This is a genomic window from Streptomyces sp. DSM 118878, assembly GCF_052936595.1.
The window spans coordinates 4,917,261-4,940,468 of the sequence record NZ_CP193622.1 but is presented as its reverse complement, the minus strand read 5'-3'; the positions used below and the strand labels follow the sequence as shown (position 1 = coordinate 4,940,468).

The window sequence follows — 23,208 nt, the reverse complement described above, 5'->3', positions numbered from 1 at the left end:
AGAGGGACCCCACGACGCGCCCGATAACCTTCGCCCATGACCTCCCTGCTCCGCGGCGGAGCCGCGAATGTGAACAGCGCGGCGCGCCGCCGCCGCACCGTGGCCGCCCTTGGCGCCGTCTCCGCCGGACTCCTCGTCCTCTCGGCCTGCGACAAGCCGACGCCGCTCGCCACCGTGACGGTCGGCAGCGACTCGGTGAACTCGGAAGCCTCCTGCTACAACGACGGCAAGGAGCTCAAGCAGTCGCAGCTCAAGTCCTGCCTCCAGGACAAGGACGTGAAGTCCATCAAGGTCGACCCCGACGAGAAGGTCCGCTTCGGCGTCGACCCGGAGATCGCCGAGAAGGGCTGGACGCTGCTGATGAACGGCCGTCCGCTGACCGAGGCCAGCAAGAAGACGTACGTGGTCATCCCCGGCAACGTCTTCTTCAACCAGCAGTACGGCGGGGGCGGCAAGAAGTCCACCGTCAGCCTCCTCGAGGGCGGCGAGGGCGGCACCCAGAAGGCCACGGGCCTGTGGTCGTTCACGTTCAAGAAGGACTCCTGACCCCGCACGGCGCGTTCCCCGGGGGCGCTGAGCGCGTCCTCGTCGCCACCGCGGTCCCCGCCGAACGGGACGCGGTGGCCAAAGGCCTGCCCGCCGGGAGCCTCATCGACGTCCTCGCGGTCGGCGTGGGGCCCGGTGCCGCCGCGGCGGGCACGGCGACCGCGCTGGCCCGCGCCGCCGCCGCGGGGCGGCCCTACGGCCTCGTCGTCTCGGCGGGCATCGGCGGCGGTTTCCAGCCCGGCGCGCCCGTCGGCTCCCTCGTCGTCGCGGACGCGGTCACGGTCGCCGATCTGGGCGCCGAGACCCCCGAGGGCTTCGCACCGGTCACCGAGCTCGGTTTCGGCGCCGTCACGCACCGTCCGCCGCCTTCCCTCGTACGAGAGCTCGCCGGCGCCTGCGGTGCCGCGACCGGCACCGTGCTCACCGTCTCCACCGTGACCGGCTCCGCCGAGCGCGCCGCGGAGCTGCGGCTGCGCCACCCGGCCGCCCTGGCCGAGGCGATGGAGGGGTTCGGCGTCGCCGAGGCGGCCGTACTGCACGGTGTGCCGGTGGCGGAGGTGCGTGCCGTCTCCAATCCGGTCGGCCCGCGCGACCGCGCCGCCTGGCGGATCGGTGAGGCGCTCGCCGCGCTCGGTGAGGCGTTCGGGAAGTTCACGCCGGTACTGGAGAGTTGGAACACGCATGACAGCCATGACCCCCGCGACCGACGCCGCGAATGACCCGCTGCGGATCGCGTACTCGCCCTGCCCCAACGACACGTTCGTCTTCGACGCCTGGGCGCACGGCCGGGTGCCCGGCGCCCCCGCGCTCGACGTGACGTTCGCGGACATCGACATCACCAACGGCGTCGCCGAGCGCGGCGCGGCCTCCCCCGGCTCCTCGGAGCTCGACGTCCTCAAGGTGAGCTACGCCGTCCTGCCCTACGTGCTCGACGAGTACGCCCTGCTGCCCTGCGGCGGCGCGCTCGGCCGCGGCTGCGGGCCCCTGGTGCTGACCCGTGAGGCGGGAGTGGACCTCGCGGGCAAGACCGTCGCGGTGCCGAGCGAGAAGTCGACGGCGTATCTGCTGTTCCGTCTCTGGGCGGCGGACACGCTGCCGGGCGGTGGCGTCGGCGAGATCGTGGTGCTGCCCTTCGACGAGATCATGCCCGCGGTGCGCGACGGCAAGGTCGACGCGGGCCTGGTCATCCACGAGGCGCGCTTCACGTACCAGAACTACGGTCTGCACCGCCTCGCCGACATGGGCGAGCACTGGGAGGCCACGACCGGCCTGCCGATCCCGCTGGGCGCGATCATCGCCAGGCGCTCGCTGGGCGCGGACGTCCTGCGTTCCCTCGCCGAGGCCGCGCGCGCCTCGGTCCGCATGGCCTGGGACGACCCCGAGGCGTCGCGTCCGTACGTCATGGAGCACGCCCAGGAGATGGACCCGGCCGTCGCCGACCAGCACATCGGGCTCTACGTCAACGAGTTCACCGCCGACCTCGGCGAGGACGGCTACGCGGCGGTACGCGGGCTCCTGACGCGGGCGGCGGCGGAGGGGCTCGTACCCGCCCTGCGGCCGGAAGCCCTGGCGTTTCCGTGAGCGTGCCGGGGGCTCCGCCCCCGGCGTCTCACACGTCCAGTTGGTCCGCCACCGCGCGCAGCAGGCCCGCGATCTTCGCGCCCGACGCCTTGTCGGGGTAGCGGCCCTTCTCCAGCATCGGCGTGATGTTCTCGAGCAGCGTCGTGAGGTCCTGGACGATCGATGCCAGGTCGTCCGGCTTGCGGCGCTGCGCGGCCGCCACCGAGGGCGTCGGGTCGAGAATCACTACGGACAGGGCCTGGTCGCCGCGCTGACCGGCGACGACCCCGAATTCCACACGCTGTCCCGGCTTGAGTGTGTCGACGCCGGCGGGCAGTACTGAGGAGTGCACGAAGACGTCGCCGCCGTCGTCGCGGGAGAGAAAGCCGAAGCCCTTCTCGCTGTTGAACCACTTGACCTTGCCGGTAGGCACGTGAAGTCCTCGTCCTCGTACTCGTCGTACTTCGTCTGTGCCGCTCCGCCCAGCGGAAATGGCAGGGCGAAAACGGCTCTGGATAGCACTACAGCGGGTCGCTCGACCCGCCGGACCCAAGACTATTGGTCCGGGAGCCGGTGACAAGACGTCCCCGGATTCTTCCTTCGCGCTGGGAACTACCCTGGTGGGGTGCGTGACAAAACCCAAGCGAATTCCGCCGGACCGGGCGATGGAATGGTCCGGACCGGAGCAATCATCTTTTTCGTCGGTGCCGTGGCCACTCTGGTCACGGTGGCCCCGCTGTTCCTGGGCACCGATCCCTTTCCCCCACTCGCCTACGCGGTGTGCATGCTGATGGGAGTGGGGTTCCTCGTGGCGGCGGCCGGAGTGCTGCGCGGCATCGCCGTGCAGCGCAGGCAGGCCAGGTCCGCGGCTAGCTAGCGGCGGTGCCCGCGGTGTAGGTGCCGAGCCAAGCGGCGAACTCCGTCAGGTCGCCGAGGACCACGTCGGCGCCCGCTTCGCGCAGTTCCGCCGCGTCGCACGGCCCCGTCGCCACGGCCACGGAGAGCGCGCCCGCCGCCCGGGCGCCGCGTACGTCGCCGGTGTGGTCGCCGACGTACACCGCCGCGTCGTGCTCGCGCAGCGCCACCGCCTTCGCCTCCGCCCAGAGCGAGCCGATGACCGCGTCGGCCTCGATGCCCAGGTGCGCCAGGTGGAGCTTCGCGTTGGGCTCGTGCTTGGCGGTCACCACTATCGTGCGTCCGCCGGCCGCACGGACCGCCGCCACGGCCTCGCGGGCGCCGGGCATGGCGAGCGTCGGCTCGATGGCGTATGTGGGGTACATCTCACGGTAGCGGTCGGCGATCTCCGCGATCTGCTCCTCGGGGAACCAGTGCCGCAGCTCCTGCTCCAGGGGCGGTCCGAGCCGGGTGATGGCCAGATCGGCGTCGATGTGGGTGCCCGTCTCCGCGGAAAGGGCCAGGAAAGCGGCCCTGATGCCGGGGCGGGAGTCGATCAGGGTCATGTCGAGGTCGAAGCCGACCGTCAGCGCGCGAGAAGTCATGCCCCCATTCTGCCGAGGACGGGTACGCGCCCGCGTCAGCCGCGGCGCCGCTGGGAGCGCCACAGGAGGAACAGCGCGGAGGCGATGGCCGCGCCGCGCACCACCCAGGGCCAGGTCTCGGCGATGGCGTCGCTCATGTGGCCGTCGGGGATCTCGTCGCCCCAGTGGCGCTCGCCGCGGCCCCACAGCCAGGTGAGCCCGGCGGCGACCGTGAACACCGGGATGCCGATGACCGCCGCTTTCGCCTCGGCGCGGGTGAGCCTGCGGGAGGCGTAGGCGATGAGCCAGCCGACGCCGAGGGCCGGCCAGTTGCCCATGACGGCGCCCGCGACGAGCAGGGCGGCGGCGAGCAGGAGCAGCGGGTTGCTGAATCCTCCCCCGGCGGCGGGCCACAGGCGGGGCCGCCACCGCCGGCGCCCGCCCGCCTCCACGGCCTCGTCCTCGTACTCCTCCTCGTCCTCCGGGTCCTTCGGGTCCTTCGGGTCCTTGGCGAGGCGGGGACGGGGGACGCCGGGGGCGTCGTCCGCGGCGGGCGGGGGCTTCAGGAGCTCGGGGATCTCCACGCCTCCGACGAAGCCGGGGACGCTGTCGGCGACGCCGAAGGGGCTGCTGTCATGGCGCCACCAGTCGGGCTCGGAGCCGCTGGGTCCCAGTTCGTCGGTGCCCGCGAGGTGCGGGGGCGAGGCGTACGGACCCGCGAGGTCCTGCGGCGGCTCGTCCGGCTCCGCCGGCTGAGCGGGCCTCTTGCGCAGCTTGGGGCGGCGGCCGGTCCGCTGCGTGGGTACGGCCGGCCTCGCCGCACTCGCCTGCTCCTGCGCCCGTGCCGGTACGTCGCCGGGGTCACCGCCCGCCGCTTCGACGATCTCTTCCGGGGTGCCGAGGCGGGTCAGGATGCGGCGGATGGCCGCGGGACTCTCGACCACGGCCTTGGAGCGGCTGCGGTCGATCTCGTTCCGCAGCTCCGAGACCAGGCGCATTCTCGTGCCGGACGGCAACTGCCGCTGCTGGGCCAGATCTCCGACCCTGCTCAGGTAGTCGTAGACCAACTGATCACTTTCGATCCCCACGGACCGACCGTACCGGTTTTCCGGGCTCTCCGGGCCGCCGACCGGCGGTGCATCCGCTGTCCGCCCATTCCGCCGCTCTTGTCCACTAATGTCGCGCGCGTGACACGACGGACCGCGTTCAGCCGCTCGATCTTCGGAGCCCCCGCCGCATCCTTCGCCCTGCTGGCCGTCTCGCTCGGCGCCATGGCCACGCTCTGCGTCGTCCAGCACGTGCCGATGGCCGACACCCTGGTCTACCGGGCGGAGGGCGCCGCCGTCGTCGACGGCGGCGATCTGTACGGGTTCACGGTCACCGAGTGGCAACTTCCCGCGACCTACCCGCCGTTCGCCGCGATCCTCTTCGTGCCGACCACCTGGCTCCCGCTCGCCGTCCTGAAGGCCGTCTTCCTCGCGGGGAACGTCGCCCTGCTCGCGCTCCTCGTACGCCTCTCCTGCCGCCTCACGCACCGTCCGGCCCGCGCGCCGCTCGTCCGCACCGCCACCGCGCTCGGACTCTGGCTCGAACCCGTCTTCCAGACCGTGCTGTTCGGCCAGATCAACCTCGCCCTCGCCTGCCTGGTCCTCTGGGACCTCACCCGGCCGCCGGGCGCCGTCGGCAAGGGCTTCGCGCTCGGTGTCGCCGCGGGGATCAAGCTGACCCCCGCGGTCTTCATCGCGTATCTGCTGCTGCGGGGGCGGGTGCGCGAGGCGGGGACCGCGGTCGCCGCCTTCGCCGGGACCGTGCTGCTCGGCGCGCTCGTCCTGCCGTCCGCCAGCGTCGACTTCTGGACGCGGCGGCTCTTCGAGACGGGGCGGGTCGGCAAGGCGTGGATCGTCGACAACCAGTCGCTCCAGGGCCTCGTCGCGCGGGTCCTGCACGATCCGGAGCCGGGGCTCGCGTGGGCCGGTGCGGCGGTCCTGGCGGGCGCGGCCGGGCTGTGGGCGGCACGGCGTGCCCGCGGGGAGGCGCACGGCCTGCTCGCGGCCGCGCTCACCGCCCTGCTGGTCTCCCCCATCAGCTGGTCCCACCACTGGGTGTGGTGCGTGCCGCTGCTCGCCCTGCTCGTCGCCGACGGCAGGCCCCGCCTGGCGGCAGCGGTGGCCGTCCTGTTCACGGCGCGCACCTTCTGGCTGCTTCCGCACCAGGGCGACCTGGATCTGCGCCTGCCCTGGTGGCAGCAGCCACTGGCGTCCCCGTACGCGCTGCTCGCGCCGGCGCTGCTGCCCTACCTCGGCCTGTTCGGCGCGAGGCCGCGGAAGCCCGGCGACGCGGTGCCGCCACCGCGCGCGGAGAGCGGCGGCGCGCGGCGTGACGGTGCCCGTCAGCCCCCGGCGAGCAGCTCGTCCGCGTCGACGATCCGGTAGGCGTACCCCTGCTCGGCCAGGAACCGCTGGCGGTGCGCGGCGAAGTCCTGGTCGATGGTGTCGCGTGCCACGACCGAGTAGAAGCGGGCCTCGTGCCCGTCGGCCTTGGGCCGCAGGACACGCCCGAGCCGCTGCGCCTCCTCCTGCCGGGAGCCGAACGTGCCCGACACCTGGATGGCGACGGTCGCCTCCGGCAGGTCGATGGAGAAGTTGGCGACCTTGGAGACGACGAGGACGGAGATCTCGCCCTCCCGGAAGGCGCCGAACAGCTTCTCGCGCTGCGCGTTCGTCGTCTCGCCCTTGATGACGGGCGCGTCCAGGTGCTCACCCAGCTCGTCCAACTGGTCGATGTACTGCCCGATGACCAGGGTCTGCTCACCGGCGTGCTTCTTGACCAGCGCCTCCGTCACCTTCCGCTTCGTGGCGGTGGTGGCGCAGAAGCGGTACTTCTCCTCGGCCTCCGCGGTGGCGTACGCGAGCCGCTCGCCGTCGGTGAGGTTGACCCGCACCTCCACGCAGTCGGCGGGCGCGATGTAGCCCTGCGCCTCGATCTCCTTCCACGGGGCGTCGAACCGCTTCGGCCCGATGAGCGAGAAGACGTCCGACTCGCGCCCGTCCTCCCGTACGAGGGTGGCGGTCAGCCCCAGACGGCGCCGCGCCTGGAGATCGGCGGTGAACTTGAAGACCGGCGCGGGCAGCAGGTGCACCTCGTCGTAGATGACCAGACCCCAGTCGCGCGAGTCGAAGAGCTCAAGGTGCGGGTAGATGCCCTTCCGCTTCGTCGTGAGCACCTGGTACGTGGCGATCGTGACGGGCCGGATCTCCTTCCTGGTCCCGCTGTACTCGCCGATCTCGTCCTCGGTCAGCGACGTGCGCTTCACCAGCTCGTGCTTCCACTGGCGGGCCGAGACGGTGTTGGTGACGAGGATGAGGGTGGTGGCCTGGGCCTGCGCCATGGCACCCGCGCCGACCAGCGTCTTCCCCGCACCGCAGGGCAGCACGACGACACCGCTGCCGCCGTGCCAGAAGCCCTCGACGGCCTGCTGCTGGTAGGGCCGCAGGGACCAGCCGGCCTCGTCCAGGTCGATCTTGTGCGCCTCACCGTCCACGTACCCCGCCAGGTCCTCGGCGGGCCAGCCCAGCTTCAGCAGCGTCTGCTTGATCTGGCCGCGCTCGGAGGGGTGCACGGCGACGGTGTCCGGGTCGAGCCGGTCCCCGACGAGCGGCTGGACCTTCTTGGACCGCAGGATCTCTTCGAGCACCGGCCGGTCGGTCGTGGTGAGCACGAGGCCGTGGGTGGGGTGCTTGGAGAGCGTGAGGCGCCCGTACCGCGCCATGGTCTCGGCGATGTCGACGAGCAGCGCGTGCGGCACGGGGTAGCGGGAGAACTCCACGAGGGCGTCCACGACCTGCTCGGCGTCGTGCCCGGCGGCCCGCGCGTTCCACAGGCCGAGCGGGGTGACGCGGTAGGTGTGGATGTGCTCCGGGGCGCGCTCCAGCTCCGCGAACGGGGCGATGGCACGCCGGCATGCTTCTGCCTGCTCGTGGTCGACCTCCAGCAGGAGAGTCTTGTCCGACTGGACGATGAGGGGACCGTTCACGCAAGCGCCCTTTCAAGAGGCCAAACCCCCAGTGTGCCGCATCCACCGCCACTCACCCCCGGATGACGTCGATGGGCCGATCGCAGGAAAGTCCCGGCGACACGCCGTGGCGTACGGCGTGTCGCCGGGACTTTCCTGCGATCGCCGGTGCTCTGCCGCCCGGTGCCGCGTGGCAGCGGGGGTTCTGGGGCCGGGGCAAGCGCTAACGTGGGGCGGATGAGCACCGACGAGCCGCAGCCCACGGACAGCGCCGGCGCCGGCGCGAGCGTGACCGCACCGCCGCGCGCCGCGGACACGCCCCGATCCCTCGCCGAAGCGCTCCGCTCACGCGGCGACGGCCAACTGGCCGCGCTGTTGCACGCCCGCCCCGATCTGCTCAGCCCCGTCCCCACCGATGTGACCCAGTTGGCCGCCCGTGCCGGGACCCGCGCCTCCGTGGTGCGTGCCCTTGAGCGGCTCGGGCGGTTCACGCAGCAGGTGGCGGAGGCGCTCGCCGTGGCCCCGGAGCCCGCCACCTACGGAGAGGTGCTCGCGCTCCTGGCGGGGGACGACGGCGACCCCGCCGTCGAACCGGCCTTCCGGCGCGCCCTCGCCACCCTCCACGAGCAGGCCCTCGTCTGGGGCACCGACGAGCGGCTCCGCCTGGTGCGGACCGCCCGCGAGCTGCTCGCGCCGGCCCCGCAGCACCCCTCCCCGACCGGGCTCGGGCCCACCGTCGCCGAGGCCACGTCGGGCATGTCGCCGACCCGGATCCAGGACATCGTGACGACCGCCGGGCTGCCCACGACGCACGACCCGGTGTCCGCCGTGCGGTCGCTGACCGCCCTCTTCAACGACCGGGAGCGCATGTCGGCGCTCCTCGACGAGGCGCCCGCCGAGTCCGTGGAGGTGCTGTCGCGGCTGGTCTGGGGCCCGCCGTACGGGCAGGTCACCGCCGAGCCGGCCCGGCATCTGCGCTGGCTCATCGACCGGGGGCTGCTCCTGCCGACCGCGCCCGGCACGGTCGTCCTGCCCCGCGAGGCCGCGCTGCACCTGCGGGCGGGGCGTGCGCACCGCGTCCTCGTACCGGAGCCGCCCGCGGTGGGGGCCGCGCGTGAGTACCGTCCACAGGTTGTGGACGCGGCGGCGGCGGGCCAGGCGTACACGGCGCTCGCCACGGTCGAGGAGCTCCTGAAGGACTGGGACGAGGGCGGCCCCGCGGTGCTGCGCGCGGGCGGGCTCAGCGTGCGCGACCTCAAGCGGACGGCCGCGGCGCTGGACCTGCCGGAGCCGTCGGCCGCGTTCTGGGTCGAGCTGGCCTACGCGGCGGGCCTCCTGGCCTCCGACAACGAGGCGGACGAGCGGTACGCGGCGACCCCCGCGTACGACGACTGGCAGGGACTCCCCCCGGCCGAGCGCTGGGCCGCCCTGGTCACCGCCTGGCTCCCGGCGACCCGCACGGCGGGGCTCATCGGCGGGCGTGACGGCAAGGACCGCACGCTCTCCGCGCTGGGCCCGCACCTGGACCGCTCGGCGGCCCCCGAAGTGCGCCGCCGGGTGCTCACCCTGCTCGCCACGCTCCCCGAGGGCGCGGCGCCGGACCCCGAGACCCTCCTGGCCCGCCTGCGCTGGGAGCGCCCCACGGCCTCCCGCCGCCCCGCCGACCCCTCGGAGCCGGAGGACCTCCGCTCCCGCATCGCCCGCTGGACCCTGAACGAGGCGGAACTCCTCGGCATCACGGGCCGCGGAGCGCTCTCCTCGCACGGGCGGATGCTGCTGGGGGTGGCTGACGGGACTGGGGGCCCCGCCGAGGGCACCGCCGTGGCCGTGCCCACGGCCGCCGAGCAGGCCGTTCTCGCCGACCGTGCCGCCGGGCTGCTCGCGCCGCTGCTGCCCGAGCCCCTCGACCACGTGCTGCTCCAGGCGGACCTCACCGCCGTGGCGCCGGGGCCGCTGGAGCGGCCGCTGGCCGAGGCGTTGTCCGTCCTCGCCGACGTGGAGTCCAAGGGCGGCGCGACCGTCTTCCGGTTCACGCCCGGCTCCGTGCGGCGCGCGCTCGACTCCGGGCAGTCCGCATCCGACCTGCACGCCTTCCTCGCCGCCCACTCCCGCACCCCCGTTCCGCAGCCGCTGGCCTACCTGATCGACGACGTGGCGCGCAGGCACGGGCACCTCCGCATCGGCGCCGCGTCGGCGTACGTACGGTGTGACGACGAGGCGCTGCTCGACGAGATCCTGGCCGACAAGCGCGCCCAGGGCCTGCGGCTGCGCCGCCTCGCGCCCACCGTGCTCGCCGCGCAGGCCGATCCCGGCTCGCTCCTCGAAGGGCTGCGGGGCATGGGCTTCGCGCCCTCCGCGGAGTCCGCGGAGGGCGACGTCCTGATCACCCGGGCCCACTCCCACCGCACCCCGCCCCGCTCGGCCCCGGAGCCCGTATCGGAGGGCCCGCCGGTGCCCGACGCCACGCTGCTCGGCGCGGCGGTGCGGGCGATCCGGGCGGGCGACCTGGCGTCCACGGCACCCCGGAAGGCGGCGCCCGCGGCCAACGGCGAACTGCCGCGCACGACAGCCGCCGAGACGCTGGCCACGATGCAGGCCGCGGTCCTGACGGGCGAGGCGGTGTGGATCGGCTACGTCAACGCCGAAGGCACCGCGAGCCAACGCGTGATCGCCCCGGTCCGCGTGGAGGGCGGCTTCGTCACGGCCTACGACCACACGGCGGACGAGGTCCGCACGTACCCCTTGCACCGCGTGACGGGCGTAGCGGAACTGGCCGACGACTGACCCACCCACGGCACCCGGCGCGCCGCCCCGCCCTCCGGGGGAAAACCATTCGCCCCGTCCCATGCCGCTCGCCTAATATGCCTCCTTCCCCGGCCTCCCGTGTGGAGTGCCGCTGCCCGGTCGGGAACCGGGTGGCCGCAAGAGGCAGGGCCGACGAGCCGTGGCGGTGGACCGCAGCGGCGACCGTGGCGGCCCGCGCCACGACACCGCAGAACCGCCGGAGGCATACGTGCACGCGCACGACCAGACCGACCCCCTCGCCCGCGAGCGGGGTCACCTCGACGCGTCCCGTTCCGCCCTGCGCGCCATGCGCGCGGACGCCGAGGCCCTCGACATCCGTGACGTCACCGCGAACTGGGTGAACGCCGCGGTCCTCGAAAGACAGATCGAGGACCGCATCAAGTCCCTCGCCGACCTCGCCCACACCCCGCTGTTCTTCGGCCGCCTCGACTACCTGCGCGCCCCCGGAGCCGAGCAGGCGGAGGGCGCGGAGGGCGAGCGGTTCTACATCGGGCGGCGCCACGTGCACGACGCCGACGGCGACCCGATGGTCATCGACTGGCGCGCGCCGGTGTCCCAGCCGTTCTACCGGGCCTCGAAGAAGGCCCCGATGGACATCGCGCTGCGCCGCCGCTTCGGCTACACCGGCGGCGACCTCACCGCGTACGAGGACGAGCATCTCAGCGACGCCGACGAGGTGGAGCGGACCAGCGCGCTGCTCCAGCGCGAGATCGAGCGGCCCCGCGTCGGCCCGATGCGGGACATCGTCGCCACCATCCAGCCCGAGCAGGACGAGATCGTCAGGAGCGGGCTGAGCGGGAGCGTGTGCGTCCAGGGCGGCCCCGGCACCGGCAAGACCGCCGTCGGCCTGCACCGCGTCGCCTACCTCCTCTACGCCCACCGCGAGCGGCTCGCCCGCACGGGCACGCTCGTCATCGGGCCGAACGCCTCGTTCCTCCACTACATCGAGCAAGTGCTGCCCGCCCTCGGCGAGCTGGAGGTCAAGCAGGCCACCGTCGGCGACCTCGTCTCGCACGTGGAGGTGCGCGGCGCGGACGAGCCCGCCGCCGCGCTCGTCAAGGGCGACGCACGCATGGCCGAGGTGCTGCGCAAGGCCGTGCGCTCGCACGTCACCTTCCCCACCGAGCCGGTCGTCGTGGTGCGCGGCTCGCGGCGCTGGCGCGTCCCGGCGTACGAAGTGGAGGAGCTGGTCCGGGAGTTGCTCGCGCGCGACATCCGGTACGGTGCCGCGCGCGACGCCCTGCCGCAGCGCATCGCCCACGCCGTCCTGGTCCGCATGGAGCAGTCGGGCGAGGCCCCCGACGACCGCGTGCAGGACGCCGTGGCGCGCAACCCGGCGGTGAAGGCGGCCGTCAAGGCCCTCTGGCCGCCGGTCGACCCGGCGAAGCTGGTCCTGCGGCTGCTCTCGGACGCGGAGTTCCTCGCCACGCACGCCGACGGCGTCCTGACGGAGGAGGAGCAGCGGACGATCCTGTGGGCCAGGCCCGCGCGGAGCGTGAAGTCCGCCAAGTGGTCGGCGGCGGACGCGGTGCTCGTCGACGAGGCGGCCGACCTGGTCTCGCGCACGCACTCGCTGGGCCACGTGGTGCTCGACGAGGCGCAGGACCTCTCCCCCATGCAGTACCGCGCGGTGGGCCGGCGCTGCACGACGGGATCGGCGACCGTGCTCGGCGACCTCGCGCAGGGCACGACGCCCTGGGCGACGCGGAGCTGGGCCGAGGCGCTGGGCCATCTGGGCAAGGCGGACGCGGTGGTGGAGGAGCTGACGGCCGGTTTCCGCGTGCCGCGCGAGGTCATCGCGTACGCCTCCCGGCTGCTGCCGGACATCGCGCCCGGTCTCGCCGAGGTCAACTCGGTGCGTGAGTCGCCGGGTTCGCTCGTGGTGCGGCGGGCGGATGACGCCGGGGCGGCGCTGGACGCGGCCTGCCTCACCGCGTGCGAGGAGGCGCTGCTGCGGGAGGGTTCGGTGGGCCTGATCGCGGCGGACTCCCGGGTGCCCGCGCTGGCGGAGGCGCTGAAGGCGGCGGGGGTCACGCCGCTCTCCCCCGGCGAGGAGACGACGCCCGACGCGCGGCTGACCCTGGTGCCCGCCTCCCTCGCGAAGGGCCTGGAGTACGACTACGTGGTGCTCGACGAGCCCGCCGCCGTCGTCGACGGCGAGCCCGACCGGCGGACGGGCCTGCGCCGGCTGTACGTGGCGCTGACGCGTGCGGTGTCCGGGCTGACCGTCGTGCACGCGGCGGACCTGCCCGCACAACTCGCCTAGTCCGCGGCCCCCTTGCCGCCGCCCGTCGGGCCCGCGGCGGACGGCAGGTGGGTCACGAGGAGCACCAGGCCGGCCAGGGTCACGACGCGGGTCGCCGCGTCGAGGCCGTTCCAGTCCTCCGACTGCCACATGGAGAACCACTCGCCGCCTATGCCGATGAACCCGGCGCCGAACAGCAGCAGCACCATCAGCAGGCCGAGCGTGCCGAGGCGCCGGGCGCGCGGGTAGCCGGAGCGGCGGCGCAGGGCCGCGGCCCACAGGGCCGTCGCGGCGATGAGCACCAGCGCGGCGACGGTCTCCCAGACGATGATCGCGATGTACGCCGCGTCCTGGAGCCCGGTGGACGTCACCGCGCGCCACATCAGGTCGTCGTCCTTGAAGGTGGTGTCCATCGCCAGGACATGGCGTACGAACTGCTGGTTGGTGCCGAAGTCGGTGATGTTCCCGAAGGCGACGAGCGCGATGTAGAGCGCGACGGTCCCGGTGAGCAGGGCCGCGGCGGCGGGCAGTGCCCGGTCTGACGGTGCGGTGTTCATAATTCCCCTCCCTAGGGCACCAGTTCTACCCCGAGGGCCCGGGAGGCGCCCCGCCAGGGGCGGGGCGCACCGCGCTACTCCCGCCCGTCGACGGCCCGGCGCCACTGCGCCACGGCCTTGGCGCAGACCGGCGCCGTCCACCCGGAGGGTCGCGCCGCGCCGCCGATGTGGAAGGCGTCCACCCCGGCCGCCCTCAGTTCGGGCAGGTGGTCGAGGCGGAGGCCGCCGCCGACCAGGAGCCGCTGCTCGTAGCCGGGGTCGCCGCGGCGGGCCGCCTCGGCGACCAGCGTGGGCAGGCCGTCGTCGACGCCGCCCGCGGCGCCCGCGGTCAGGTACGTGTCGAGCCCCGGCAGGTCCGCGAGCTGCTTGCGCAGGGCGTCGCGGTCGGCGGCGCGGTCGATCGCCCGGTGGAAGGTCCACCGGCAGCCGTCGAGGGCGGCGACCAGCGGCTCCACGGCCGCCAGGTCGGGGGCGCCCGCCTCGTCGAGGAAGCCGAGCACGAACTCGTCGGCGCCCTCGCTCCGCAGCTCACCGGCCCGGCGTACGAGCTCGTCGACGTCCCCGGCGGCGAAGCCGTCGGCCAGGCGCAGCATGACGCGCAGCGAGATGTCGACCCGGGCGCGGATCGCGGCGAACGTCTCACGCGAGGGGGTGAGGCCGTCCGCGGCCATGTCGGTCACCAGCTCAAGCCGGTCCGCACCTCCGTCCCTGGCGGCGACGGCGTCCTCGGCGTCGAGGGCGATCACCTCCAGCACTGCACGCTTGCTCATGGATGTCTCTTCCTTCTCATCACGGGCCCGGTCCGTCTCCAGGCCCACACCGCTGCACAGGTCTAGTCCAATTACCAGCCTACGCGCAGAACACCCCGGCGCGAGGCGACTCCCTCGTACCGGGGTGATCCGCTCGGCGTACCGGGGTGATCCGCTCGGCGGCGCGGCGGTTCAGACCAGCGGCTTGAACCCCCTGAGCCGCAGGCTGTTGCCGACCACGAAGACCGAGGAGAAGGCCATGGCCGCCCCGGCGATCATCGGGTTGAGCAGGCCGGCCGCGGCGAGCGGCAGCGCGCCGACGTTGTAGGCGAAGGCCCAGAACAGGTTGGTCCTGATCGTGCCGAGGGTGCGGCGCGAGAGCCGGATCGCGTCCGCCGCGGCCCGCAGGTCCCCTCGTACGAGGGTCAGGTCGCCCGCCTCGATGGCCGCGTCCGTCCCCGTGCCCATCGCCAGACCCAGGTCGGCCTGGGCGAGGGCCGCCGCGTCGTTCACGCCGTCGCCGACCATGGCCACGCTGCGGCCCTCGGCCTGGAGCCGCTTGACCACGTCGACCTTGTCCTGCGGCAGCACCTCGGCGATGACGTCCTCCGGGGCGATGCCGACCTCGGCGGCCACCGATGCCGCGACCGCCTTGTTGTCGCCGGTCAGGAGGATCGGGGTGAGCCCGAGCGCGCGCAGCCGCCGGATCGCCTCGGCGCTGGTGTCCTTCACCGCGTCGGCGACCTCCAGGACCGCACGCGCCTCGCCGTCCCAGGCGACCGCGACGGCCGTACGGCCCGCCTGCTCCGCCTCATCCTTGGCCCGCTTCAGCTCGGCCGGCAGGTGGATCTCCCACTCGGCGAGGAGTTGTTCGCGGCCGACCAGGACCGCGTGGCCCTCGACGACGCCCTGCACCCCGAGCCCGGCGACGTTCGCGAAGTCCTCGGGGGTGGGCAGCGGGCCCGCCTCCGCGGCGGCCCCCGCGGCGATGGCCCGCGCCACGGGGTGCTCCGAGGAGTGCTCCAACGCGCCCGCGAGCCGCAGGGCCTCGGCGGCGGTGGTGCCGGGGGCGGTGTGCGTGGCGAGCAGGGTCATGGTGCCGGTGGTGACGGTGCCGGTCTTGTCCAGGACGATGGTGTCGACCCGGCGGGTGGACTCCAGGACCTCCGGGCCCTTGATCAGGATGCCGAGCTGGGCGCCGCGCCCGGTGCCGACCATGAGGGCGGTCGGGGTGGCGAGGCCCAGGGCGCACGGGCAGGCGATGATCAGCACGGCCACGGCCGCGGTGAAGGCGGCGGTGAGCCCGGCGCCGTTGCCGAGCCAGAAGCCGAGGGTGGCGAGGGCCAGGCCGATGACGACCGGCACGAAGACCGCGGAGATCTTGTCGGCGAGGCGCTGGGCGGCGGCCTTGCCGTTCTGCGCGTCCTCCACGAGCCGTGCCATGCGGGCGAGCTGGGTGTCGGCCCCGACGCGGGTGGCCTCGACGACGAGGCGTCCGCCGGCGTTGAGCGTGGCCCCGGTGACCGCGTCGCCCACGCCGACCTCGACGGGAACGGACTCGCCGGTCAGCATGGAGGCGTCGACGGCCGACGCGCCCTCGACGACCCGTCCGTCGGTGGCGATCTTCTCGCCGGGCCTGACCAGGAAACGGTCACCGGTCTTCAGCTCGCCCACGGGCACGGTCTCCTCGCGCCCGCCGTCGCGCAGCACGGTGACGTCCTTGGCGCCGAGTTCCAGCAGCGCCTTGAGGGCGGCGCCCGCCTTGCGCTTGGAACGGGCCTCGAAGTAGCGCCCGGCGAGGATGAAGGCGGTGACGCCGGCCGCGGCCTCCAGGTAGATGTTCCCGGCGCCGTCGGTGCGCGCGATGGTCAGCTCGAAGGGGTGGGTCATGCCCGGCGTGCCCGCGGTGCCGAAGAACAGCGCCCACAGCGACCAGAGGAACGCCGCCGACGTGCCGACCGAGATCAGCGTGTCCATGGTGGCCGCGCCGTGCCGGGCATTGGTGAAGGCGGCCTTGTGGAAGGGCCAGGCGGCGTACGTCACGACGGGCGCGGCCAGGGTCAGCGAGAGCCACTGCCAGTACTCGAACTGCCAGGCGGGGACCATCGCCATGGCGATGACGGGCACGGAGAGCAGCACGGCGGTGACGAGCCGCTCGCGGAGCGAGCGCAGTCCGTCGCCGTCCCGCGCCCCGCTCCCGCCCCCGTCCCCGTCCCCGTGGCCGCCAGGACCGGCGGCTCCCTCGCTCGTATCTCGTACGGGGGCGGGCTCCTGCGCCGTGTAACCGGTGGCCTCGACGGTGGCGATGAGGTCGCCCACGGAGATGTCGGCGCCGCGGTAGCTGACCTTGGCCTTCTCGGTGGCGTAGTTGACGGTGGCCTCGACGCCGTCCATGCGGTTGAGCTTCTTCTCGATCCGCGCGGCGCAGGAGGCGCAGGTCATGCCACCGATGGCGAGCTCTACCTCTGCCGCCTCGGTGTGGCCGGGGGTGGTGGTGGACATGTCGCAGGCTCCTCGTAACGCTTCGCGGCTCCGCTTCGGATACCCGGCCCGGGTACCCCTGACGAGACCCAAGTTATACCCAGGGGGGGTACCTAACGCAAGGGCGATCCGGACTTGACTTGGTACCCCCCAGGGGTATCGTCGTCCCTGAGTCGAGCCTGAGTCGAGCCTGAGTCGAGCCGAGTACCGCCCAAGAACGCCAGGGAGCCGTCATGAACACCGCACTGAAGATCACCGCCTTCACCACCGCCGTCGCCGCCACGTTCGGCACCGCGTACGGGGTGGGCCAGGCCGTCGACCCCGTCACGGACAAGCCACCGGCCGCGGCCCCGCACCAGGAACACGGCGAGGCGGACCAAGGGGAAGCAGGGGAAGCAGGGGAAGCAGGGGCCGACAGCACCCCCGGCGGCCTGCGGATCTCCGAGGGCGGCTACACCCTCGACCTCAAGACCGCCCACGTCGAAGCGGGCCGGAAGGAAGAGCTCCGCTTCGCCGTCGTCAAGGACGCGACCGGCCGGAACGTCACCGCGTACGAGAAGGAGAACACCAAGGAGCTGCACCTCATCGTCGCCTCACGGGACCTGACCACCTACCGCCATCTGCATCCGGAGCGCGCGGCGGACGGCACCTGGTCGACCCGCCTCACGCTCCCCGAGGCGGGCGGTCACCGCGTCTTCGCCGACTTCCACCCCCGGGGCGCCAAGAAGGCCCTGACGCTCGGCGCCGACCTGGCGGTGGCGGGGAAGTCCGCCCCGAAGGAGCTTCCGGCGAAGAGCGCCAAGGCCACGGTGGACGGCTACGACGTCACGCTGAAGGGCGGCCTGAAGCCGGGCGAGGCCGCCGATCTCACCCTGAGCGTGGCGAAGAACGGCAGGCCGGTGACCGACCTCCAGCCCTACCTCGGCGCCTACGGCCACCTGGTCGCCCTGCGCTCGGGCGACCTCGCCTACCTCCACGTCCACCCGAACGGCGAGCCGGGCGACGGCGCGACGAAGCCGGGCCCCGGGGTCTCCTTCACGACGACGGCACCGAGCGCGGGCGCGTACCGCCTGTTCCTGGACTTCAAGCACAAGGGCGAGGTCCGCACGGCGGCGTTCACGGTGTACGCGGGGGGCCATGAGGGCGGCGGGACCGCGGAGAAGAACGGCGGCGGCCACGGCCACTGAGCTTGAAATTTAAGCTTTGCGAGCTTTGCGCTGAGTGATGCTTTTGGGGCGTTTGGTTGTCTTTCCGATGTCGTAGTGAGGGGCGGGGTGCCGGTTTTTGGAGCCAAGTGGCCTTCCTGGCCCGGGTGTTGAGGGTTTCGGTGCGCGGGCCGGGCAGTGCAGGTGTGGGCGGAGGTTCCGAAACCCTCTCCTGACCCGGGCCGGGGTGAGGCGGGCGGGTTCGGCTCGTTTCTCCCAGGGGCGGCGGAGGTCGGCCGCGGCTTCGCGGGTGAGTCTCAGCTGGGTGTGGGCGGCGATCACGAGCCATGTCCACCGGTCGGCGGCCTCGGGGGTCCGCAGCTTGGGGCGGGTCCAGCCGAGGGTCTGTTTCATGAAGCGGAAGGTGTGCTCCACGTCGAAGCGGCGCAGGAACGCCTGCCAGCGCAGATCGACGTCCGGGCCGGTCATGCCGGTCCGCGAGGACCACAGCCAGATGGGCAGCGGGTCCTGGCCGCCGGGCAGGTGGTCGACCTCCAGACGGATCAGCGTGCCCTCGATGAGGGGTAGTTCGCCCTCGTGGTCGATCCATGCGTTGCGGGTGGTCAGCCGGGGGTGGAGTCGGTCCCAGGCCATGGCGTGGGCGGTGCCGTACCGGTCGGTGACCTGCACGGTTGCCGCGTCGGGCTCGCCCCAGGTGTCCGTCTTGGCGAAGCGGAACTCCTTGCCGTGCTTGGGCAGGTGGCCGCCGCGGGGGTTGGCCCGGTAGAACTCCTCACGCGAGGGCGCCGGGCGGCGCATCACCCGGTCCGAGCGCATCCGCCCCAGCACCTCGACGGGCAGGCCGTCGAGCAGGTGGGCCATGCGCGGGGCGTCGTAGCCGGCGTCGAAGATGACCAGGATGTCGGCGTCTCCTTCCTCCCACTGGCCACCGTCGATCAGGTCGGCCACGACGCGGCGGACCTGGGCGGCGGTGACCCCGGCCAGGTCGTCGTCGGGGCCGAGGCGGATGGCGTCCAGCAGCTGGCACCACGAGGTGCGTCCCGTTTCCAGGGCGGCGACGACCGAGTACGGCCAGCCGGGAACGAACTGGTCACTGGAGCGTCCGTTGCGCCCGTAGACGTGGCAGAACAGGCGGTCTGGGCTGGTGGGGGCGTCCGAGCGAAGCCAGTTGCTCACGTCGACCGCGAGGACGAGCCGGTTGTCGGCGGCCTTGGGCTGCGGCAGCACCGCCAGGGCCCTCCGCAGGCCGTCCACGTCGATACGGCCGTGATTCAAAGCGTCATAGAGCGCGCCGTGGCCGCGACGGTGTTCGGCCAGCAGGGTCAGATCGACCGGCGAGGTCACCGGCCCGTTCTCACAGAGCATCGCGTCCGCGAGCTCGAACAAGGTGTCACCGCGCCGGGTCAGGCACGCGTACAAGTCCTCCCGGAAGTGTGACGTGAAGTCGAACGCGTCACGCCGGGCATCGTGGTCCAGCACACTCACCTCTGCGGCCTTCGTATGAATCTGTTTCCGTGGCGGAACGCAGGATCATGCGAGGGCCGTCCGCCTGTCCGGCGAATCCCCAGGTGAGTGACGTCGTACGACGCCCTGTTCGACGTCAGAGGTTAAAGAACAAGCTGAGAGCCGGCGCCATAACCCGGCCCCCGGCCGGGACCTCAGCCGAAGAGGATCAGCTCGTCCTCGCTCGCCCCGGCCAGTTCGTACCGCGTGCCCGTGAGGGGGCGGCCCGAGCAGAGGCGGATCAGGGTCGGCGCGTCGCCGATGTAGCGGGCCGGGGGCCGCCGGCCGTCCGTGGCGCCGAGGGTCAGCGGCTCGTCCCGGCCGTCGATGTCGGCGTGCACCGCGAGGCCCGGCCTCGCCCTGGCGAACGCCCCCCTGCTGAACTGCCCGAGCAGGGGCAGCGCGTCCGCCAGCGTCGCCCCCGCGTACGCGCCCGGCTTGCCCCAGGCCTCCCGTACGTCACCGGCGTGCACCCACTCCCCCAGCGCGACGCCGTCGAGCTTCCCCTTGGCCGCGGCGAGCACGGGGCCCGCCTCGGTGAGGCCGCGCTCCAGCTCGTCGACGACGCGCGAGTTCGGCCAGCCGGCGCGCTCGGCGATGTCCCTCTCATTGCTCTCGGCGGAGAACACGCCCTCCTCGAAGCGGCTCTCGACCACCCGCATCAGCGCGGCACCGCAGTGTGCGAGCGCGTGCCGCACGGTCCAGCCGGGACAGCAGGTGCGGATCGCGTACGCGTCGTCGGGCGCGTCCCTCAACAGCGGTATCAGGGCGTCGCGTTCGGCGATGAGCAGCCGTCCCGCGCGCTCGGGCTCGTAGGTCTCGTCGGGCGTCATGGTCGTCATGGACCGAGCCAACCGTCCACGGCGGCTCCTGGCAACGGCACGGACACCGCGGCCGCGCGCCCGGCCGGGGGTATGGCGCAGGCTCCAAGAGCCTGTGTATGACACAGGCTCTAAGGTCGAGGCATGGCACCCACGGCCGACCACGGCGACACCGACGACCTCCGCGCCCGCTGGCTGCGGACGCTGCTGCGCGCGCGGAACACCGAAGAGTGCGTCTTCGACCCGTACCGGATCGCCGACAACCTCATCGAGCGCTGGGCCGAACCACAGCGGCGGTATCACACCACCGCCCACCTGACGGCGGTCCTCGACCACATCGACGTACTGGAGGACCACGCCGAGGACGCCGAGCTCGTCCGCCTCGCCGCCTGGTTCCACGACGCGGTCTACCTCCCCGACCGCTCGACGAACGAGGAGCGCTCCGCCCGCCTGGCCGAGCGCGCGCTTCCCGAAGCGGGCCTGACGGCGGCGCAGATCGCCGAGGTGGCCCGTCTTGTCCGCCTCACCGTCAGCCACGACCCGGCCGACGGCGACCGCAACGGCGAGGTGCTCTGCGACGCCGACCTGGCGGTCCTGGCGTCGGAACCCGCCGCCTACGCGGCCTACGCGGCGGCCGTGCGCGAGGAGTACGCCTTCGTGCCCGACGAGACCTTCCGCGCCGGACGGGCCGCGGTCCTCCACCAACTCCTGGCGCTGCCACGCCTGTTCAGGACGGAGCACGGAGCGGCCCACTGGGAGGCCCCGGCACGCGAGAACCTCTCCACGGAGCTGGACCTGCTCACCCCGTAAATTCCGAGGCCCGTCCGTTCGGCCTCCCGTACGCTGCGCGCATGCTTCTCATGGGCGGGGACCGGGTCGAGGAAGCCGTGGCGCACGCGGCGAAGGTGCTGCGTACGGTGGTGGACCGGGACTGGGACGGACCGGCGGGCGGACTCGAATGGAGCTGCCTGAAGACGGCGGAACACACCGCGAGCTGCCTCGTCGCGTACGCGGGACAGCTCACCGGCCGGGCCGCCGGTGACTGGGTGCCCTTCGAGGTCTCCCTCGACGAGGGTTCGGGCCCCGGGGACGCGGTCCGGGTGATCGAGGCGACCGGGGGCCTGCTGGCCTCGGTGGTCCGCACGACGCCCGGCGGGGTCCGCGGGTTCCACCCCTACCCCTGCGGCAGCGCGGACGCGGCGGGGTTCGCCGCGATGGCGTCCGCCGAGCTCCTGCTCCACACGTACGACATCGCCTCGTCGCTCGGCGCCGACGCGGAGCCGCCCGCACCGCTCACCGAAGCCGTCCTCGCGCACCTCTTCCCGCACGTGCCGCCCGCCGCCTCCGGGGCGAGCCCCTGGGAGGTCCTGCTCTGGGCCACCGGGCGCGGCGAGCTGCCGGGGCGGGCCCGGCGGACCGCGTGGCAGTGGCACAACGCGGCCTCGCTGGACGCGGGGCCGCTGGCACTGCGTGAGCTCTCTCCGGCCGCCGCCGCGGACCTCGCCGAAGGCGGCACCGGCGGGCTCACGTGGATCGAGGGCGGGCCCTTCGAGGGGACGCGGGGAGCGGCCGGAAAGCTCGTGAAGGGGTACGTGTCCGGGGTGCACCGCCCCGGGTTCGGCATCTACGCGATCGTCCGCACCGCGGACGAGACGGCCGTCGGGGCCATCGGTTTCCACGGGCCGCCGGACGACGAGGGCAGCGTCGAGATCGGCTACGACCTCGCGGAGGCCGCGCGGGGCCGCGGCTACGCCACGGTGGCCCTCCGGGCGCTGGCCGACTGGGCCCTGGCGCGGCCCGACGTCACATCCCTGCTGGCCCAGGTGGAGCCCCGGAACCTGCCCTCCCAGGCGGTACTGACCCGCGTGGGCTTCACGCCCCTGCCCCCTCGCGAGCCGAACCTCGCCTACGGGCTGCGCTAGGGCCCGGAAGCCGCCGGGCCCGGAAGCCGCCGGGTCGGGAAGGAATGCGGCAGCGTCGCACCGCGTTGACCCCGGTTATGCCGATCTCCACCCGGACCGCGAAGCCGAACGCCGGCGGTACCCGTACCCGTATGCCCGTAGCCGTCTACATGCTCGGCCTCGCCGTCTTCGCGCTCGGCACCAGTGAGTTCATGCTCAGCGGCCTGCTGCCGCCCATCGCCGACGACATGGGCGTCTCCATACCCAGCGCGGGCCTGCTCATCTCCGCCTTCGCCATCGGCATGGTCATCGGCGCCCCTCTCCTCGCCGTGGCGACCCTCCGCCTCCCCCGCCGTACGACACTGATCGCGCTGATCACGGTGTTCGGCCTGGGGCAGGTGGCCGGTGCCCTCGCGCCGAGCTACGAGATCCTCTTCGCGTCCCGCGTCATCAGCGCCCTCGCCTGCGCGGGATTCTGGGCGGTCGGCGCCGCCGTCGCCATCGCCATGGTCGACTTCAACCAGCGTGCCCGCGCCATGGCGGTGATGATCGGCGGCCTCTCCATCGCGAACGTCCTCGGCGTCCCCGCGGGCGCCTTCCTCGGCGAGAACTTCGGCTGGCGCTCGGCGTTCTGGGCGGTCGCCGGGGCCTCTGCCATCGCCCTCGTGGGTGTCCTCACGCTCATCCCCCGCATCCCGCTCCCCGAGGAGAAGCCGCAGCTCAAGAAGGAGCTGTCCATCTACGGCGACCGTCAGGTCTGGCTCTCGATCGCCGTCACGGCCCTCGCGGCGGGCGGCGTGTTCTGCGCGTTCTCCTACCTCTCCCCGCTCCTCACGGACGTGGCCGGCCTCTCCGACGGCTGGGTCCCGACGGTCCTCGGCCTCTTCGGGGCGGGCGCGCTGGTCGGCACGGTGATCGGTGGCCGCGTGGCGGACGCGCACCTGTTCGGGGTGCTGCTCAGCGGCATAGCGGCGTCCACGGTCTTCCTGGTCGCGCTGGCCCTGTTCGCCGCGACGCCCGCCGCGGCCATCACCCTCTCGTTCCTGCTCGGCCTCTCCGCGTTCTACACGGCCCCGGCCCTCAACGCCCGCATGTTCAACGTCGCGGGCGCCGCCCCGACCCTGGCGGGCGCGACCACCACGGCGGCGTTCAACCTCGGCAACACCGGCGGCCCCTGGCTCGGCGGCACGGTGATCGACCTCGACTTCGGGTACGCGGCCACGGCGTGGGCGGGCGCGGCGATGACGGCGACGGCCATCGTGGGAGTGGCGCTGTCCCTGCGCCTGCACCGCGGGGCGCCGAGCCGCGTGATCGAGACGTCGGCGGCCGTGGCGCACTCCGCGTCGGAGAGCCCCGCCGACATCCGCTAGGCCGACATCCGCTA

Annotated in this window: 20 protein-coding genes; 11 read left to right on the top strand and 9 right to left on the bottom strand. The window is 73.3% G+C overall.

Going from position 1 to position 23,208, the window contains the following annotated elements:
- Positions 1-36: 36 nt before the first annotated feature.
- The 3 genes from ACRAKF_RS22095 to ACRAKF_RS22085 are packed head-to-tail and all read left to right on the top strand — an operon-like array spanning position 37 to position 2,127.
- Positions 37-546: a DUF2771 domain-containing protein gene (locus tag ACRAKF_RS22095; protein WP_447039015.1), complete on the top strand. Its 510-nt coding sequence runs from the start codon at positions 37-39 to the stop codon at positions 544-546.
- Positions 516-1,265, top strand: coding sequence for a futalosine hydrolase (locus tag ACRAKF_RS22090; protein WP_447039014.1), 750 nt, complete (start codon positions 516-518; stop codon positions 1,263-1,265). Before ACRAKF_RS22095 ends, ACRAKF_RS22090 begins: the two co-directional genes overlap by 31 nt.
- Positions 1,228-2,127: a 1,4-dihydroxy-6-naphthoate synthase gene (locus ACRAKF_RS22085; RefSeq protein WP_447039013.1), complete on the top strand. Its 900-nt coding sequence runs from the start codon at positions 1,228-1,230 to the stop codon at positions 2,125-2,127. The genes ACRAKF_RS22090 and ACRAKF_RS22085 overlap by 38 nt, the downstream gene beginning before the upstream one ends.
- Before the next feature lie 28 nt (positions 2,128-2,155).
- Here the strand turns inward: ACRAKF_RS22085 and ACRAKF_RS22080 are convergent, their stop codons facing one another.
- Complete coding sequence (locus ACRAKF_RS22080; RefSeq protein WP_447039012.1) at positions 2,156-2,539, bottom strand: cold-shock protein; 384 nt, start codon at positions 2,537-2,539, stop codon at positions 2,156-2,158.
- 237 nt (positions 2,540-2,776) lie between these two features.
- Here ACRAKF_RS22080 and ACRAKF_RS22075 point away from each other — a divergent pair, with 237 nt between their 5' ends.
- Positions 2,777-2,983 carry a hypothetical protein gene (locus ACRAKF_RS22075; RefSeq protein ID WP_447042105.1) on the top strand — a complete coding sequence of 69 codons (207 nt, stop codon included), beginning with the start codon at positions 2,777-2,779 and terminating at the stop codon, positions 2,981-2,983.
- On the opposite strand, the gene ACRAKF_RS22070 is transcribed toward ACRAKF_RS22075, so the two are convergent.
- Positions 2,976-3,605 (bottom strand): HAD family hydrolase, encoded by a 630-nt coding sequence (locus ACRAKF_RS22070; protein WP_447039010.1) that lies wholly within the window; start codon positions 3,603-3,605, stop codon positions 2,976-2,978. The genes ACRAKF_RS22075 and ACRAKF_RS22070 overlap by 8 nt on opposite strands.
- Before the next feature lie 35 nt (positions 3,606-3,640).
- Positions 3,641-4,672 (bottom strand): hypothetical protein, encoded by a 1,032-nt coding sequence (locus ACRAKF_RS22065; protein ID WP_447039009.1) that lies wholly within the window; start codon positions 4,670-4,672, stop codon positions 3,641-3,643.
- 99 nt (positions 4,673-4,771) lie between these two features.
- On the opposite strand from ACRAKF_RS22065, the gene ACRAKF_RS22060 reads away from it, so the two are divergent.
- On the top strand, positions 4,772-6,016 hold the full coding sequence (locus ACRAKF_RS22060; RefSeq protein WP_447039007.1) for a glycosyltransferase 87 family protein: 1,245 nt from the start codon (positions 4,772-4,774) through the stop codon (positions 6,014-6,016).
- Here ACRAKF_RS22060 and ACRAKF_RS22055 read toward each other — a convergent pair.
- On the bottom strand, positions 5,974-7,617 hold the full coding sequence (locus tag ACRAKF_RS22055) for a DNA repair helicase XPB (RefSeq protein WP_447039005.1): 1,644 nt from the start codon (positions 7,615-7,617) through the stop codon (positions 5,974-5,976). The genes ACRAKF_RS22060 and ACRAKF_RS22055 overlap by 43 nt on opposite strands.
- A 216-nt stretch (positions 7,618-7,833) precedes the next feature.
- On the opposite strand from ACRAKF_RS22055, the gene ACRAKF_RS22050 reads away from it, so the two are divergent.
- Together ACRAKF_RS22050 and ACRAKF_RS22045 are read left to right on the top strand one after the other, a co-directional pair.
- Positions 7,834-10,380 (top strand): helicase-associated domain-containing protein, encoded by a 2,547-nt coding sequence (locus ACRAKF_RS22050; RefSeq protein ID WP_447039004.1) that lies wholly within the window; start codon positions 7,834-7,836, stop codon positions 10,378-10,380.
- Positions 10,381-10,609: 229 nt separating this feature from the next.
- Positions 10,610-12,667 carry a HelD family protein gene (locus tag ACRAKF_RS22045; RefSeq protein WP_447042103.1) on the top strand — a complete coding sequence of 686 codons (2,058 nt, stop codon included), beginning with the start codon at positions 10,610-10,612 and terminating at the stop codon, positions 12,665-12,667.
- On the opposite strand, the gene ACRAKF_RS22040 is transcribed toward ACRAKF_RS22045, so the two are convergent.
- From ACRAKF_RS22040 to ACRAKF_RS22030, 3 genes are all read right to left on the bottom strand, one after another.
- Complete coding sequence (locus ACRAKF_RS22040; protein ID WP_447039003.1) at positions 12,664-13,203, bottom strand: DUF2165 domain-containing protein; 540 nt, start codon at positions 13,201-13,203, stop codon at positions 12,664-12,666. The two genes, ACRAKF_RS22045 and ACRAKF_RS22040, sit on opposite strands and share 4 nt — an antisense overlap.
- Positions 13,204-13,277: 74 nt before the next feature.
- Positions 13,278-13,973 (bottom strand): copper homeostasis protein CutC, encoded by a 696-nt coding sequence (locus ACRAKF_RS22035; RefSeq protein WP_447039002.1) that lies wholly within the window; start codon positions 13,971-13,973, stop codon positions 13,278-13,280.
- A 171-nt stretch (positions 13,974-14,144) separates the two neighbouring features.
- A complete protein-coding gene (locus ACRAKF_RS22030) occupies positions 14,145-16,454 on the bottom strand; it encodes a heavy metal translocating P-type ATPase (RefSeq protein WP_447039000.1) in 2,310 nt (769 codons plus the stop codon).
- Positions 16,455-16,666: 212 nt separating this feature from the next.
- On the opposite strand from ACRAKF_RS22030, the gene ACRAKF_RS22025 reads away from it, so the two are divergent.
- A complete protein-coding gene (locus ACRAKF_RS22025) occupies positions 16,667-17,620 on the top strand; it encodes a hypothetical protein (protein ID WP_447038999.1) in 954 nt (317 codons plus the stop codon).
- Between the two features lie 9 nt (positions 17,621-17,629).
- Here ACRAKF_RS22025 and ACRAKF_RS22020 read toward each other — a convergent pair whose 3' ends face one another.
- Together ACRAKF_RS22020 and ACRAKF_RS22015 are read right to left on the bottom strand one after the other, a co-directional pair.
- Positions 17,630-19,078 (bottom strand): NF041680 family putative transposase, encoded by a 1,449-nt coding sequence (locus tag ACRAKF_RS22020; protein WP_447042102.1) that lies wholly within the window; start codon positions 19,076-19,078, stop codon positions 17,630-17,632.
- A 179-nt stretch (positions 19,079-19,257) separates the two neighbouring features.
- The gene (locus ACRAKF_RS22015; protein WP_447038998.1) at positions 19,258-19,944 is read right to left on the bottom strand and encodes a maleylpyruvate isomerase family mycothiol-dependent enzyme; all 687 of its coding nucleotides are present in this window, start codon (positions 19,942-19,944) and stop codon (positions 19,258-19,260) included.
- 123 nt (positions 19,945-20,067) lie between these two features.
- Here ACRAKF_RS22015 and ACRAKF_RS22010 point away from each other — a divergent pair, with 123 nt between their 5' ends.
- The 3 genes from ACRAKF_RS22010 to ACRAKF_RS22000 all read left to right on the top strand — a co-directional run bounded on the left by ACRAKF_RS22010 (position 20,068) and on the right by ACRAKF_RS22000 (position 23,194).
- Positions 20,068-20,733 carry an HD domain-containing protein gene (locus ACRAKF_RS22010; RefSeq protein ID WP_447038997.1) on the top strand — a complete coding sequence of 222 codons (666 nt, stop codon included), beginning with the start codon at positions 20,068-20,070 and terminating at the stop codon, positions 20,731-20,733.
- Positions 20,734-20,774: 41 nt separating this feature from the next.
- Positions 20,775-21,845, top strand: a complete 1,071-nt coding sequence (locus ACRAKF_RS22005; RefSeq protein ID WP_447038995.1) for a GNAT family N-acetyltransferase — start codon at positions 20,775-20,777, stop codon at positions 21,843-21,845.
- A 131-nt stretch (positions 21,846-21,976) separates the two neighbouring features.
- Positions 21,977-23,194: a Cmx/CmrA family chloramphenicol efflux MFS transporter gene (locus ACRAKF_RS22000; protein WP_447038993.1), complete on the top strand. Its 1,218-nt coding sequence runs from the start codon at positions 21,977-21,979 to the stop codon at positions 23,192-23,194.
- The last annotated feature ends 14 nt before the right edge of the window (positions 23,195-23,208 follow it).

Bases quoted from the DNA above. Each gene is read 5' to 3' on its own strand.
- ACRAKF_RS22085 (WP_447039013.1), top strand. From the start codon at position 1,228: ATGACAGCCATGACCCCCGCGACCGACGCCGCGAATGACCCGCTGCGG.
- ACRAKF_RS22095 (WP_447039015.1), top strand. From the start codon at position 37: ATGACCTCCCTGCTCCGCGGCGGAGCCGCGAATGTGAACAGCGCGGCG.
- ACRAKF_RS22010 (WP_447038997.1), top strand. From the start codon at position 20,068: ATGGCACCCACGGCCGACCACGGCGACACCGACGACCTCCGCGCCCGC.
- ACRAKF_RS22035 (WP_447039002.1), bottom strand. From the start codon at position 13,973: ATGAGCAAGCGTGCAGTGCTGGAGGTGATCGCCCTCGACGCCGAGGAC.
- ACRAKF_RS22025 (WP_447038999.1), top strand. From the start codon at position 16,667: ATGAACACCGCACTGAAGATCACCGCCTTCACCACCGCCGTCGCCGCC.
- ACRAKF_RS22000 (WP_447038993.1), top strand. From the start codon at position 21,977: ATGCCCGTAGCCGTCTACATGCTCGGCCTCGCCGTCTTCGCGCTCGGC.
- ACRAKF_RS22050 (WP_447039004.1), top strand. From the start codon at position 7,834: ATGAGCACCGACGAGCCGCAGCCCACGGACAGCGCCGGCGCCGGCGCG.
- ACRAKF_RS22015 (WP_447038998.1), bottom strand. From the start codon at position 19,944: ATGACGACCATGACGCCCGACGAGACCTACGAGCCCGAGCGCGCGGGA.
- ACRAKF_RS22040 (WP_447039003.1), bottom strand. From the start codon at position 13,203: ATGAACACCGCACCGTCAGACCGGGCACTGCCCGCCGCCGCGGCCCTG.
- ACRAKF_RS22070 (WP_447039010.1), bottom strand. From the start codon at position 3,605: ATGACTTCTCGCGCGCTGACGGTCGGCTTCGACCTCGACATGACCCTG.
- ACRAKF_RS22075 (WP_447042105.1), top strand. From the start codon at position 2,777: ATGGTCCGGACCGGAGCAATCATCTTTTTCGTCGGTGCCGTGGCCACT.
- ACRAKF_RS22005 (WP_447038995.1), top strand. From the start codon at position 20,775: ATGCTTCTCATGGGCGGGGACCGGGTCGAGGAAGCCGTGGCGCACGCG.
- ACRAKF_RS22030 (WP_447039000.1), bottom strand. From the start codon at position 16,454: ATGTCCACCACCACCCCCGGCCACACCGAGGCGGCAGAGGTAGAGCTC.